We start from the raw sequence: 14,550 nt of genomic DNA on the forward strand, positions 1-14,550 counted from the left end.
CGTCGTCTGCCACGCCTTGAAACTCGTTCGGCCACAGGAAGCTGCGGATGCGTCGTACGGCCACCCGACTCCGTTCCGCCCAAGAAAAAAGCAGTATCCCGCCAGCATGCAAGGAGAGGCACGACGCTTGCGGCCAAGCCGCGGCCTGGAGGCGGCAAACGTACTCTTGGCGGGGCAACGGGAGCTTTGCGGTGCGATCCCGCTCGCGTCTGCTCGCACAGTCTGGCATCCGGGTGGAGTGGCCCCCCAAGAGGCCGAGGACGGCTCCGACGCTCGCGCCTTGGCGGCCGATGCGCTGACCACAGCACGGGCAACGCAGGTTCAGGGCTCAGAAGAGCTCGAAGTATTCGCGGTGTTCCCACTCCGAGACCTCGGCCTCGAAGCGGGCGATCTCGGCGCGCTTTAAGCGAAGATAGTAGGCGACGAACGGTCCGCCGAAGGCCTCGCGCGCGACGGCGCTGTGCTCCAGCGCATCCAGCGCCTCCGCCAAGCTGCGCGGCAGGGCAGGGGCCCTGGTCTCGTAAGGCGTGTCGGCCGGCGGCCCGGGATCGAGCCGCTTCGCCATGCCATCCAGGCCGAAGGCCAGCTGGGACGCCATGTAGAGATAGGGATTGGCCGCGGGCTCGCCGACGCGGTTCTCGAGCCTGGCGGCGGGATCGCCCGGCGCGCCGAGCGCACGCACCATCACGCCGCGGTTGTCCACGCCCCAGATCGCGCGATCGGGTGCGAGGCTGTTCGGCCGGTAGCGGCGATAGCCGTTCAGCGTCGGCGTGGAGAAGGCCGCCGCCGCGCGCGCTTCCGCCAGCAGCCCGCCGAGGAAGTGCCTCGCGTTGGGCGATAGCAACTCGCCTTCGCCCATGAAGGCGTTACGGCCCGTCGTGCGGTCGCGAAGCGACTGGTGCAAGTGCCAGCCGCTCGACATCACGTTCGGCATGCGCGGGCGGCACATGAAGGTCGCGTGGAAGCCGTGCCGGCGCGCGACCTGTTTCACGGCGGAGCGGAACAGCACCATTGCATCCGCGCTCGCCAGCGCGTCCTGTGCGGCGAAGGTGAACTCCACCTGGCTTGGGCCGAACTCGACCTCCATGCTCCGCAGCGGCAGGCCGAGCGCCTGGATGTCCTTCCGAAGGACTTCCAGCACGGGATCGAGCAGGTCGTAGCGAAGCTCCGTCAGGTAGTTGTAGCCGAGCGTCAGCAGGGAGACGTCCGGCGGCGTGCCGGGCTGACCGGAATCCTCTGGCGCAAGGCGCGGATCGGTGACGCGGAAGAGATGGAACTCGACCTCGAGGCCGGTGACGTAGTCGAAGCCGAGATCCGCAGCGCGCGCGACCTGCTTCTGCAGGAGATGCCGCGTGGAGAAGGGCACGACGCGGCCGTCGGGGTAGTAGGCGTCGCACAGCATCCAGCCGGAATGCGGCGCCCAGGGCAGGCGCTTGTAGCTCGCGGGATCGGGCATCAGCAGCGCATCCGCCGCCCCCTCCAGCGCGCGTTCGCCGAGGCCCCCGCCCGCGGTCCAGACCGGGAATACGGTCCGGTGCGACGTGTCCTTCAGCAGCAGCGTGGTCGTCATCGTCACGCCCTCGTTCAGCGCGCGCGCGACTTCCGACGCAACGATCGTCTTGCCCCGCAGGATGCCGTGCTGGTCGGGCCAGGCCAGGCGCACCACGCCGACATCGTCCTCCGCGATGCGGTCCAGGACCTCGTCGCGGACCTGACGGGAATGCAGGCTGTGTCGCTCGGCGAAGCTCATTCGGCGGCGAGCGCCGGCGGTGACCAAGGCGCCGCGCCGCGACGGCGTTCAACGGCCTGGCGCCAATGCGCTTCCCAGGACGCGGCCGGAGCCATGGTGTCGATGGTGGACGGCCCGGTCAGCGCCGCGGCCGCGTCGTCCTGCAGCAGGGCAGGGCGATTGCCTTCCTCGACCGCCGCCATGGCGCGCAGCAGCAGGCGGCGATTGGCGGCGATCGCCTTGTCGCTGCTCGCGAGGTTCTCCCGCGTGCGGTCCTGTATCGCGCCCTGCGATTCCACCGCCCATTGGTCGTGGACGTTGATGTCCTCGCCCATGCCCGTATAGGTGCGGCTTGCCTGCTCCTCCGGGTCGAAGCCGTACTCGTTCTGGCGGCCGCGCTTCGGTAGGTAGTCCGGCAGCGAATAGCTCTCCAGCCGCTGCGCGCGCATGCGCTCACGGTCCACCGGGCCGGCGAAGCTGGTGAAGATCGCGACCCAGTAGGTCCTGACGTCGTCAACCGGCATGTGCCACTGCGTGATCGTCATCTCCGCGCTCATCGGGATGACGAAGGCCTGGGGGAAGAACAGGTTGGTGACGCGCACATGCGTCGTGGCGTCGTTGATGGACCGCAGCGCCGTCAGCCGCAGGCCATAGGGCGTGCTGTCCACCTCAATCCGCGGGCGGGAGAATTCCCGCAGCACATAGGTCATCGGCAGGTCCGACCCGTCGCTGGTCGCGCGGAACTGCCTGCCATAGGCCTCGGCCTGGTCGCCGTCGTCGAAGAAGCGATGCAGGAAGGACGCGTGCGCGGGATCTATCCCGACCTCCAGCGCCTGCAGCCAGTTGCACTCGATCAGGCCCTTGAAGGCGAAGGTGTGGGTGTCAGGGGCGACGAAGCAGTCGAAGGCAGGGAAGGGCGGCGCCTCGCCCTCTCCGAGATAGGCGAAGACGATGCCGCTGCGTTCCTGCACGGGATAGCTGCGCTGGCGGATCTTCGTGCAGAGCGTGCTGCCGTCGGGCTCGGCCGGCGTCTCGAGGCACTTGCCGTTCACGTCGAAGAGCCAGCCGTGGAAGGCGCAGCGCAGCCCGCCGTCTTCCAGCCTTCCATACGCCAGGTCCGCGTTGCGATGCGGGCAGTCGCGGTCGAGCAGGCCGAGCCGCCCGGCCTCGTCGCGGAACAGCACGAGATCCTGGCCGAGCGCGCGCACCGGCCGCACGGGCCGCCTGCCTTGCAGCTCGTCGGCCAGGGCGATGGGCTGCCAGTAGTGGCGCAGCACCTTGCCGCCCGGCGTTCCCGGGCCAACGCGGGTCAGGCGTTCGTTCTGTTCGGCTGATATCACGGATGAACCTCCGGCACGGGGTGTCCGACGGCGCGTTGCCTGTATGATGAAAATAGGGCCGGGGCGGAACCGCCGGCAAGGCGGCGGAGGGTTGATGCGCATCGCGGTGATCGGCAACGGGATCGTCGGCACCTGCTGCGCGGCCTGGCTGCAGCGCGATGGGCACCACGTGACCTTCGTCGATCCGCTTGGCCCGGCCGAGGCGACGTCCTTCGGCAATGCGGGCTCGCTCTCGCCCTCGGCCTGCCTGCCGGTCGGCATGCCGGGGATGTGGAGGAAGGTGCCGCGCTGGCTGCTGGATCCGCTGGGCCCGCTGACCGTGCGCTGGTGGTACGCGCCGGTCGCGGCGCCGTGGCTGATGCGGTTCCTGCGCGCGTGCTCGGCTGACGAAGTGACGCGCATCGCGGCCGTCATGCGCGGCCTGCTCGCCCCGATCTTCGACTGCTACGAGCCGCTGCTGCAGCGCGCCGGCGCGATGGGGCTGATGCGGCGGACGGGCTGCCTCTATGTCTATTCCGGGCCGGAGGCGGCGCGGCAATGGGCCTGGGGGATGAACCTCCGCCGCAGCCTCGGAGTCGAGATGCGCGACGTGGATGAGGAGGAGCTTGTCGCGCTGGAGCCCGACCTGAAAGGCCGCTTCCGCTTCGGCATCCTGGCGCCGGAGAACGGCTCGACGCCCGATCCCGCCGCGTTGACGCGCGCGATCTTCGACCGGTGCGTGGCCGACGGTGCCGAGGTCGTGCGGGCGCGTGCGACAGGCTTCCGGCTGCGCGCCGGCTCCGTCACCGGCGTCGAGCTCGAGGGCTTGGAGACGCTGGACTGCGAAGGCGCGGTGCTGGCCGGCGGCGCCTGGTCGGCGAGGCTGGCGAAGCAACTCGGCCCGGCCATCCCGCTCGAGACGCAGCGCGGCTATCACGTGACGGTCGAGAGCAGCAACCTGGCGCTGCGCCATACCGTGATGGCGGTCGAGCACAACCTGATGGTCAATCCGATGCGCATGGGGCTGCGGCTCGCGGGATCGGTGGAGTTCGCGGGGCTGACCGCGCCGCCCGACATGCGCCGCGCCGACGCGCTGCTGGCCCGCGGGCAGGAGATGTTCCCGCACCTCGACACCTCGCGCGTCACGCGCTGGATGGGGCACCGCCCCTGCCTGCCGGACTCCATGCCGGTCATCGGCCGCGCGCCGCGCGTGGACAATGCCTGGTTCGCCTTCGGCCATGGCCATGTCGGCATGTGCAGCGCCGCGACGACCGGGCGGGAGGTCGCGCATCTCGTCGCAGGCCGCGAGCCCGAGGTGGACCTCGGCCCGTTCGCGCCCACGCGCTTCGTCCGCGCGGCATGACGCGGCGCTTCGAGGTCGCGCTGGACCAGGGCGGCAGCCATCTCGACGTCATCGCTGCGCCGCTGCATGACCCGGCGGAACCCGCCCGCATCGCGAAGTTTCCCCGTGCCCGGAGCCAGGACATCGCCGCGACGCTGCTCGGCTTCATGGCGGCTGAAGGCATCGCGGCGCACGAGGTCGCCAGCATCCGGATCGCGACGACGCTGGCGGCCAATGCGCTGCTGACCGGCGCGGCTTCGCCGGTCGCGCTGGTCACGACGCGCGGCTTCGCGGACCTGCCCGATCTCGGCCGCCAATCGCGACGCGATCCCGACGCGCCGGACCCGCCGGCCCCCACGCCGCCCTGGCTCTCGCCGCCAGCCTTCCGATTCAACGTCGCCGGCCGGCTCGCGGCCGACGGCACCGAGCAGGTGGCACTGGACATCGGCGGCCTGCCCTCCTCGCTGCCCGACCTTCCGATCGCGATCTGCCTGTTGCACGCACATCGCAACCCCGCGCATGAGCTGCGCGTGACGGAGGCGATCCGTGCCGCGCGGCCGGACGCCGTGATCTCGCTGTCTCATCGCGTGGATCCGCAGCCCCGAGAATTCGAGCGGATGCTGGCGACGCTGGCGGACGCGTCGCTGAAGCCGCTGCTGGCGAAGACGCTCGGCGCGGTCGCACGGAGGCTGGGCGCGGCCGGATTGCCGGCGCCGTCCTTCGCCCTGGCCGACGGCACGCTGGCGGCGACGGAAGCGGCGCTCGACGCGCCGCTGTCGCTCGCCTTCTCGGGCCCGGCGGCCGGCGCGATCGCGGTGTCGCGCATGGTGCCGCGCGGCGAGGTGATCGGGCTCGATGTCGGCGGCACGACGGCGGAGGTCAGCCTGGTCCGCGACGGCGTTCCGCTGCGGACCGCGCAGGTGCAGCTCGGCGACATGACGCTGCGCTGCCCCGCGCTGGATGTCGAAAGCGTCGGGATTGGCGGCGATCGGCCCACGGCACGGGGCGGCCCGATCCTGTCGGAAACGCCGGCGGAGGTCCTGGCCGTCGCCGCGGTGCAACTTGCAGAGGCCGTGCGCCGCATCGCGCTGCGCAGGAACATCCATCCCGATGTCGCGACTCTGGTCGTCGGTGGCGGCTTCGGGCCGCGCCTTGCCGCGGCGGTGGCGAACCACATGGGCTGCCCGCGCGTCGTGATCCCGCCGGCGCCGGGCTTGCTCTCGGCGAGCGGGCTGCTCGATGCCGCGCCGGTCCTGCCCGCCGCCGACCCGCCGCCGCCGCTGGCGTCGGACACCACCGAGGCCGCGCAGCGCGCGATCCTGCGCCTCGCGCTCGAGGGCTTGGCCGACCGCATGCAGGACAGCCTGCTCGCTGCCGCGAAGTCTCCCGTTGCGCGCGACGGGATGGATTGCGCCGCGGCGCTTTTCCTGCCCGACGGCCGGGTGCTGGCGCAGGCGCGGTCGCTGCCGCTGCTGCTCGGCGGGATGATCCCCGCCGTCGCGGGCATCCTGCGCGCCTTTCCCGCGGCAACCATGGGGAAAGGCGACGGCTTCCTCACCAACGATCCCTGGTCGGGCGGCACGCATCTGCCTGACCTGATCCTGGCAAGGCCCGTCCTTGTGGAACGACGCGTCGTCGCGCTGGCCGCCACCATCCTGCACCACCAGGATGTCGGCGGCCTGGCGCCGGGCTCCATTCCGCCGGATGCGCGCGACATCTTCCAGGAAGGGCTGCGCCTGCCGCCGGTGCGGTGGCGCCAGGCCGGCGCAGAGGATGCCGGCATCGCGGCGATCCTTGCCGCCAACACGCGCACCCCGGACATGCTGCGCGCCGACCTTGATGCGCAATGGCAGTCGGTGTCGCAGGCGGAAGCGGAAGTCTCCACGCTCGCCAGGCGCATCGGCGCGGAAGCCTTCGCGCGGCGCGGCGAGGCGCTGCTGCGGGAAGCCCGCGACGCGCTCGCCGCCGTGCTGGACGGCCTGCCCGAAGCCGACGCGGCCGCCGAGGAAGCGCTGGAAGGCGACGGCATCACGCCCGATCCCGTCGCTATCCGCGCCACCTTGCGCCGCGTCGGCGGCCCGCGCCTCATCGTGGATTTCGCGGGCTCCTCGCCGCAGACCGCTGGGCCCGTCAACGCGGCGCCCTCTGGCCTCGTCGCGGCCTGCTTCGCGCTGCTGCGCCGCATGGCGCCGGACGCCGCGGCCAATCACGGCCTGCTCGATCTGCTGGACATCCGCCTGCCCGAGGGCAGTGTCGTCAACCCGCACTTCCCCGCGCCGGTGAATGCGCGCACCGCGACGGTGAAGCTCGCGACCAACGCGCTCTTCGCAGCCTATGCGCTCCTGTCGCCGGGGCCCGCGCGCGCGCCGAATGCCGGCGTTGCGGTCGTGATGTCGGTTGCCGGCACGGATGATTCGGGCAGGCCCTGGATGTTCACGGAGATCATGGCCGGCGGCGAGGGCGGCGGCCCCGATCGCCCCGGCCTGCACGCGCTCTCCGCCGACGTCTCCAACGCGCGCAATCTGCCGGCCGAGATCCTGGAAGACATCGCGCCAATCCGCGTCGAGGCCGTCGAGCGCCACCGCGGCTCCGGCGGTGCCGGCCTGCATTCCGGCGGCGACGGCGTGCGTCGGGCCTACCGCCTGCTCTCGGGCCGGGCGGAGGTCTCCTATCGCGGCGAGCGGCACCTGTCGGGCGCGCCCGGCGCGCAAGGCGGCGGGCCCGGCGGCCTTGCGCGTTGCCGCCTCCTCGGCGCCGACGGCGCGATGCGGGACTTCCCTTCCAAGGCTCGCTTCGCTTGGATCGCCGGCGAGACGCTCGTCATCGAGACCGCCGGCGGCGGCGGCTGGGGCGCGCAGGAGACGACAGCATGACGAAGATCACCCGCCGTGCCCTCGCCGCCGCGCTGGCGCTGCCGGCCATCCCGGCCCTCGCGCAGACCCGCCCGATCCGGATTGTCGTGCCTTTCCCGCCAGGCGGCAGCACCGACCTGCTGGCGCGCCGCATCGCGGAGAAGATGACGATCAGCATGAGCCAGACCGTGCTGGTGGAGAACCGGCCCGGCGCCGGTGGCACGACGGGCGCCGACCTCGTCGCGAAGTCGCCGCCGGACGGCACCACGCTACTGGCGGGCGTCACCGGCAGCAACGCCATCGCGGCGAGCCTCTTCCCCAATCTGCCCTATGATCCCGTGCGCGATTTCGTGCCGGTGACGCAGCTTGTCGCGGCGCCGCTGATCCTGGTCGTCGCGCCGCGCTTTCCCGCGCGCGACGTCGGCGGCTTCATCGCCGCGGCGCGCGCCGCGGCCGGCAGCCCTGTGACCTACTCCACGCCGGGCAACGGCACCTCCATGCACCTGACCGGCGAGATGTTCGCGCAGCGCGCCGGCCTGACGCTGCAGCACGTGCCTTACCGAGGCTCGGCCCAGGCGATGACGGACCTGATCGGCGGCCAGGTGCAGTCGGCCTTCGCGGACTTCCTGGTCTCGCTGCCGCATGTCCAGTCCGGCGCGCTGGTGCCGATCGCCGTCACTTCGCGCGGGCGGGCGCCGCTGCTTCCGAACGTGCCGACCATCGCGGAATCCGGCCTGCCCGGCTTTGAGGCGACGTCCTGGCAGGGCATCTTCGCTCCTGCCGGCACGCCCGCGCCTGTCGTCGCCCGGCTGAACGCGGAGATCGCCGCGGCGCTGGCCGACCCCGCCATCCGCGATCCCTTCGCACAGCAGGGCTTCGTGGTCGCGCCCAGCACGCCGGAGGCCTTCGCGGCCCTGGTGCGCGAGGAGGTCGCGAAATGGCGGGACGTCGTGCGCGCCGGCAACATCCGCCCGGATTGATACGGCCAGGTCCGGCGTGCTGTCCGCGCTTCCGTCGACGGCGCCCCGGTGCGCGGGCGCGTCCTGCGGGAAGCCCGCGAGAAGCGGCTGAGCCCCGGCCGGCGCGTCGCAGATCACCTGGCAGTCCTTCGGAGGCATCGGCTACCAGATGAGCTGGGGCGGCGTGCGGGTCGGCTACCGCACCCTCACGCTGGATCAGGGCGACACCGCCTTCGTGCAGAAGATGCCGCTGAGCGGCGCCTACCTGGCGTTGAACTTTAGCTTCTGACGCGCCCCGCCGACCGGACCTCAGGGCTCCGGCGGCGGCTCCCCGAAACAGGCTTAGCGATCAGGGCGGCGTGGCGGATGAGGGGGTGCGTCACCGCCGATCCGACCGGCTCATCCAGCGCCGGGCGCTGGCATGCCTGTGCTCCTGTCCATCCCGCCGGGAAGTGTAACATCGCCACCCCGGGCCGCGTCGGCGTTCCGCTATCCCGAATCCGCACCTCGCTTGCGCGGGGTGGCCGGGGGCATGGATAGTCCCGCCCGGATGGCGCGCGCGACGTAACTGGCCTAGGACCGGCGCGCAGGCCGCAGAGGGAGTTCCCGGGGCGTGTCCCCCAGAGATCGCATGCGTGACCCCAGCCGGCCGGGCCGGCTACGATGAGCGCCTCCGCCGCCCTCGGCCGCGCGGAAGACGCCGTGTCCTGGCGCACGCCCGCGCGGCTCTGCGAATGCGGCAGCTGCGGGCGCTTCCAGGTCATCCCCGCCCTGGAGGCGGGCGATTCCGCGGTCTGCTCGCGCTGCGGCTCGGTGCTCCGTAAGGCGATGCGTGATCCGCTGGGCCGCGCGCTGGCGCTGAACCTGGCTGCGCTCTCCATTCTCGGCGTTGCCTGCCTGATGTCGCTGATGACGGTCTCGACGGCCGGGATGACGCGCCAGGCCAGCCTGTTCACGGGCCCTGTAGACATGGGCCGCAGCGGGCTGTGGGAACTGACCGTCATCGTGCTCTTCACGACCGTGGTCGCGCCGACGCTGAAGCTGGCGGCCAATTGCTACGTGCTGATCGGGCTGCGCCTGGCCCGCCCGCCGCGGCATATCCGCCGCGTCTACGCCTTCGTCGAGCATCTGCGGCCCTGGTCCATGGTTGAGGTCTTCCTGCTCGGCGTCGCGGTCGCGTACACGAAGCTGGTGGATCTCGTTCACATCGAGCTCGGCATGGCGCTGTATGCGCTGGCGCTGCTGATGCTGACCATGATCGCCGCGGAGGCCGTGCTGGACCGCCAGGCCGTGTGGGACGAGATGGAGCGCCGCGGCGTCCCGCGCCAGCCCATCGACCACGCCGCGACAGCGCTCGCCCGGCGCGAGGACGGCGCCGCGTCCTGCCATACCTGCGGCCTGGTCAGCCTGCCGCACCACCATGACGACCATTGCCCGCGCTGCGGCAGTACGCTGCATGCGCGCAAGCCCAGTGCCGTGCCGCGGGCCTGGGCGCTGCTGGTCGCGGCCGCGATCCTCTATATCCCCGCCAACTACTTCCCCGTCCTCGCCTTCTACCAGCTCGGATCCGGCCAGCCGAGCACCATCCTGGGCGGCGTGGTGGAGCTGATGGAAGCCGAGCTCTATCCGCTGGCCGCGCTGGTCTTCCTCGCCTCCGTCGCGGTGCCGCTGATGAAGGTGGTCGGCATGGCGGTGCTGCTGCTGTCCACGCAATTCGGCTGGCGCGGCAGGTTGCGCGACCGGACGCGGCTCTATTTCGCGATCAACGCGATCGGGCGCTGGTCCATGATCGACATCTTCATGGTGACCATCCTGGTGGCCCTGGTGCGCTTCGGCGCGATCGTCAGCATCGAGCCCGGCTATGGCGGGATCGCCTTCTGTGCCGTCGTGATCCTGACCATGCTGGCGGCCGAGGGCTTCGACCCCCGCCTGATGTGGGACGCCGCCGGCGCCAACCCGGCCGATCCCGCCCAGGGGCGCCCTTGATGGACACGCCGCACCCCGAGGCGACGGTCCGCGCGAAGGTCGGGCGCAGCCGCTGGTTCTCGCCGATCTGGGCGATCCCGATCGTCACCGCGCTGATCGCGGGCTACCTAGTCTGGCACGAATTCTCCCAGCGCGGCCCGACCATCGTCATCACCTTCCGCAGCGCGGAGGGTCTGACCGCCGGCCAGTCGCAGGTCCGGCTACGCGAAGTGACCGTCGGCACGGTCGAGACCATCGCCCTGTCGCCCGACCGCCAGCATGTCGATCTGACAGTGCGTATGAACCGCGAGGCCGAGCCGCTGCTGACCGGCACGACGCGCTTCTGGGTGGTGAAGCCCAGGCTCTTCGCCGGCAACATCTCCGGCCTCAACACGCTGCTCTCGGGGTCATACATCCAGCTCTCGCCCGGACCTGGCGACGGCCAGCCGCAGCGGCGCTTCACCGGGCTCGAGGACCCTCCGATCGTCGCGAGCACGGAGCCCGGCCGCACCGTGCGGCTGCGCGCCGACCGCATCGGCTCCATCAGCCTCGGCTCGCCCGTCTTCTTCCGCGACATCGAAGTCGGCCAGGTCATGGGCTGGGACGTCGCCGACATGGCGGAGTTCGTCACCATCCAGGCCTTCATCCGCGCCCCGTACGACAGCTACCTCAGGGAAGGCACGCGGTTCTGGAACGCGTCGGGCGTCGCCGTGAAGATCGGGGCGGAGGGGGTGCAGCTGCAGTTCGAATCGCTGCGCGCCCTGATCCTCGGCGGCATCGCTTTCGAGACGCCGGACGCTGCCCTGCGCGGCCCCGTGCCGCCGACCGACGAGACCTTCCGCCTGTATGCCTCGCGCGAGACAGCGGATTCCGCCGCGGTGCGCCGGCGCATCCCCGTGGTCTCCTACTTCACGGATTCCGTCAGCGGCCTCGCGCCCGGTGCGCCGGTGAGCTTCCAGGGGGTGCGCATCGGCGAGGTCCTCGGCTTCGACCTGGTCTACGACATGGCGACGAACAGCCTGCGCGTTCCCGTGCGCTACGAGATCGAACCCGAGCGCATCGCGGGTTCGATCAACGCCGAAGCCCGCGGTCCGCTCGAGAACGCCCGGCTGCTGGTGCGCCAGGGCATGCGCGCGCGGCTGGCCAGCGCCAACCTGATCACCGGCCAGCAGCAGATCTCGCTGGAGATCGTCGCCAACGCCGAGCCCGCCGAGATAGAGGTGGTGGACAACGTCATCGTCTTCCCCACCGCGCCCGGCCAGTTCTCCTCCATCCTGGAGGGGGTGAACCGCGTGCTGTCGCGCATCGACGCGATCCCGCTGCAGCAGATCGGCGAGAACCTCAACAGCACCATCGCCGGCGTGAACACCCTGGTCGCGGGGCCGGAGCTGCGTCAGGCGATCGCGGCGCTCAACCAGACGCTGCAGGCCGCGGAGGAGACGGTGCGCCGCATCGACGCGGCCGCCGCCCCGACATTGCGAACCCTGCCGCAGCTCGTCGCCAACCTGAACGCGGCGGTGCAGTCGGCCAACCGGCTGGTGCAATCGGCCAACCGCGGCTACGGCGACGAATCCCAGTTCCGCCGAGACCTCGACCGCATGATGGAACAGATCACCGTCGCCTCCCGGTCGCTGCGCAGTCTTGCCGACCAGCTCAACCGCAACCCCGAGGCGCTGATCCGGGGCCGGTCCACCCAGGCACCCTGACCATGCTCCGACGCCGCGCCGTCCTTGCCGCCCTGCTGCCAGTCGCCGCCTGCCGATCGCCCGAGCCGACGCTCTACACGCTTCTGCCGGTGCAGGGCCCGACCCGGCGCGGTGGCCCGCGCACCATCACGGTACGGGAGGTCTCGCTTGCCCGCTACCTGGACCGCGTGCAGATCGTGCGCAGCGCCGCGGAATACCGGGTGGAGGTGGCGGGCAATGAGTGGTGGGCGGAAAGCCTGGACGCCATGATGACGCGGCTGCTGGTGGAGAACCTGGCGCAGCGCCTGCCCGGGACCAACGTGATCGCCAGCGGCGGCGCCATCACCACCGTCGTCCCGGACGTGGTGGTGGAGGTCAACCTACAGCGGCTCGGGCTGACCGCGCCGCAGACCCTCACGCTGACGGCCCAGGTATCGGTGAGCTGGCGCGACTCGCGCCGTACGCCGGTCTCCCGCACGGCGAGCGCGACGGCGCCGGTGCAGGGGGGCGCGACCTCGGACTTCGTGGCCGCCGCCAGCACGGCGGCGGGGGAGCTTGCCGACCAGGTCGCGGCGGCCGTGACGAGATGAGCGCCGCGGGAACCTGCGCCGCGAAGACCGCCTGACGGTGGCCGGCTTCGCTGTCATGCTGCGGGCATGAGCGTCGCGATCCACATCCTGCTGCAGGCCGCGCTGATCCTGCGCGTGCTGCTCCGCCCGTACCGCGACCCCGCCTCGCGCATCGCCTGGATCGTCGTCATACTCGGCCTGCCGATCCTCGGCATTGTCGGCTACATCCTGCTGGGCGAGACGAATATCGGCCGCCGCCGCATCGCGCGCCTGCACGGGGTGCTGGCCGCGCTGCCCGATCCCGCGCGCCCGCCCGGCGCCACGGAACCGGCCGAAGGGGCGCTCCCGCCGCGCCTGCTGCCGCTGTTCCGCGTCGCCACCTCGATCAGCGGCTACGCGCCGCTGGGCGGCAACGCGGCGGCGCTGATGGCGGACTCCGACGCAGCGGTGGACGCGCTGGTCGCCGATATCGCGCACGCCGAGCGCCACGTTCATGTTCTCTTTTACATCTGGCTGCCCGACCGCAACGGCGCCCGCGTCGCGGCGGCATTGTGCGAGGCCGCCGCGCGCGGCATCGCCTGCCGCGCCATGGTGGACGACGTGGGATCGCGCCGCCTGGTGCGCAGCCAGCACTGGGCGGCGATGGAGAAGGCAGGCGTGCGACTGGCGCGCGCCTTGCCCGTCGGCAATCCCTTCCTGCGCGCGCTGATCGGGCGCGTGGACCTGCGCAACCACCGCAAGGTCGCGGTGGTGGACGGGCGCATCGCCTATTGCGGCAGCCAGAACTGCGCCGACCCCGAGTTCCTGATCAAGGCGAGATACGCGCCCTGGGTGGACATCATGCTGCGCGTCGAGGGGCCGGTGGCCTGGCAGTGCCAGCACCTCTTTGCCAGCGACTGGATGACCTATGGCGGCGACGACATCGCGTCGCTGCTGCGCGAGAAGCTGCCACCGTCGGCCGGCACCATCCCCGCGGTCGTCGTCGCCAGCGGCCCGACGGTGCGCCATTCCGCCATGCCCGAGATGTTCCAGAGCCTGATGTATGGCGCGCGGCGCGAACTGGTGGTCACCACGCCCTACTACGTGCCCGACGATTCCATGCAGGCCGCGCTCTGCGCCGCGGCGTATCGCGGGGTCGCGACGACCGTCGTTTTCCCCGCCCGCAACGACAACCCGGCCGTCGCGGCCGCCAGCCGCAGCTACTACGCCGAACTGCTGGACGCGGGCGTGCGCATCTTCGAGTTCCGCCCGGGCCTGCTGCACGCCAAGACTGTCTGTGTGGACGGCGAGGCCGCGCTGATCGGCTCCGCCAACATGGACCGTCGCAGCTTCGACCTGAACTACGAGAACAACCTGCTCCTGGCCGATGCCACGACGACCCGCGCGATCCGCCACCGGCAGGATGCCTGGATCGCGCAATCGCGCGAGGTGCTGCGCGAGGAGGTCGCGGCCTGGCCCTGGCCGCGGCGGCTCTGGAACAACGCGGCCGCGGTGCTCGGGCCGGTGCTGTAGTCAGCCGAAGGCCGTTTCCAGCCTTTCCAGCATCCGCCTCTCGCTGTCCGAGACGCGGTTGCCGAAGCCGAGGAAGCCGCCCGCCGTTTCGGCCACGCGCCGCGCGCGGCCGATGGTCTCACGGTGCAGCGCCTCGCGCGCTTCCGCGGACATCGTGGGCGCCAGCGCGCGGACATAGTCCTGCCAGGCCTTCTCCATCTCCGGCCCCGGCGGGCGCGCGAGCCAGGCATCGAGCAGCGCCGCGGCCTCCGGGCTGTCGCGCAGCCCGCCGGCCTGCGCGGCCTCCTTCACCGCCTCGGCCTCCCTCGGGTCAAGGCTGCCATCGGCCCAGGCCACCATCAACAGCGGCAGGAGCGACAGCGCGGCCAGGCTGTGCGCGGTCAGGCCGAGATCGACCCAGTGCTGCAGCACTGCCTGATCGGTGATGCCCGAGGCAGCGGCGAGAAGCTGGCGGCGTTCCATGTCGCGCGCCTCAGCGCGCAGTCGTTCCAGCAGCACCTCGTCCTGGTGTGCGAAGAAGGCGTTCTCCAGCACGTGACCGCATTGCTCGACGACATTGTGGGGCATGGCGCGACCTCCTGCGGGGGAGGTTAGCCAAGGCGGCACCCTTCGATCCAG

Annotated in this window: 10 protein-coding genes; 7 read left to right on the forward strand and 3 right to left on the reverse strand. The window is 71.5% G+C overall.

Features of this window, described 5'->3' with window-relative positions:
• Positions 1-328: 328 nt before the first annotated feature.
• Complete coding sequence (locus ACLF3M_RS21570) at positions 329-1,750, reverse strand: glutamine synthetase family protein (protein WP_430659044.1); 1,422 nt, start codon at positions 1,748-1,750, stop codon at positions 329-331.
• On the reverse strand, positions 1,747-3,069 hold the full coding sequence (locus ACLF3M_RS21575; RefSeq protein WP_430659045.1) for a Rieske 2Fe-2S domain-containing protein: 1,323 nt from the start codon (positions 3,067-3,069) through the stop codon (positions 1,747-1,749). Before ACLF3M_RS21575 ends, ACLF3M_RS21570 begins: the two co-directional genes overlap by 4 nt.
• A gap of 94 nt (positions 3,070-3,163) precedes the next feature.
• On the opposite strand from ACLF3M_RS21575, the gene ACLF3M_RS21580 reads away from it, so the two are divergent.
• The 7 genes from ACLF3M_RS21580 to cls all read left to right on the forward strand — a co-directional run bounded on the left by ACLF3M_RS21580 (position 3,164) and on the right by cls (position 13,932).
• Entirely contained in the window at positions 3,164-4,411 is a 1,248-nt protein-coding gene (locus tag ACLF3M_RS21580) for an NAD(P)/FAD-dependent oxidoreductase (protein WP_430659046.1), read from the forward strand.
• Positions 4,408-7,263 carry a hydantoinase B/oxoprolinase family protein gene (locus ACLF3M_RS21585; protein WP_430659047.1) on the forward strand — a complete coding sequence of 952 codons (2,856 nt, stop codon included), beginning with the start codon at positions 4,408-4,410 and terminating at the stop codon, positions 7,261-7,263. The genes ACLF3M_RS21580 and ACLF3M_RS21585 overlap by 4 nt, the downstream gene beginning before the upstream one ends.
• Entirely contained in the window at positions 7,260-8,222 is a 963-nt protein-coding gene (locus ACLF3M_RS21590; protein ID WP_430659048.1) for a tripartite tricarboxylate transporter substrate binding protein, read from the forward strand. The genes ACLF3M_RS21585 and ACLF3M_RS21590 overlap by 4 nt, the downstream gene beginning before the upstream one ends.
• Before the next feature lie 642 nt (positions 8,223-8,864).
• On the forward strand, positions 8,865-10,187 hold the full coding sequence (locus ACLF3M_RS21595) for a paraquat-inducible protein A (RefSeq protein ID WP_430659049.1): 1,323 nt from the start codon (positions 8,865-8,867) through the stop codon (positions 10,185-10,187).
• Entirely contained in the window at positions 10,187-11,872 is a 1,686-nt protein-coding gene (locus ACLF3M_RS21600) for an intermembrane transport protein PqiB (RefSeq protein WP_430659050.1), read from the forward strand. The genes ACLF3M_RS21595 and ACLF3M_RS21600 overlap by 1 nt, the downstream gene beginning before the upstream one ends.
• Before the next feature lie 2 nt (positions 11,873-11,874).
• Complete coding sequence (locus tag ACLF3M_RS21605) at positions 11,875-12,441, forward strand: PqiC family protein (protein WP_430659051.1); 567 nt, start codon at positions 11,875-11,877, stop codon at positions 12,439-12,441.
• 66 nt (positions 12,442-12,507) lie between these two features.
• The gene (cls, locus tag ACLF3M_RS21610) at positions 12,508-13,932 is read left to right on the forward strand and encodes a cardiolipin synthase (RefSeq protein ID WP_430659052.1); all 1,425 of its coding nucleotides are present in this window, start codon (positions 12,508-12,510) and stop codon (positions 13,930-13,932) included.
• On the opposite strand, the gene ACLF3M_RS21615 is transcribed toward cls, so the two are convergent.
• On the reverse strand, positions 13,933-14,499 hold the full coding sequence (locus ACLF3M_RS21615; RefSeq protein WP_430659053.1) for a hypothetical protein: 567 nt from the start codon (positions 14,497-14,499) through the stop codon (positions 13,933-13,935). It lies immediately after the preceding gene.
• Positions 14,500-14,550: the final 51 nt, after the last annotated feature.

The organism is Falsiroseomonas sp. HW251 (assembly GCF_050563545.1).
Taxonomy (GTDB): Bacteria; Pseudomonadota; Alphaproteobacteria; order Acetobacterales; family Acetobacteraceae; genus Falsiroseomonas.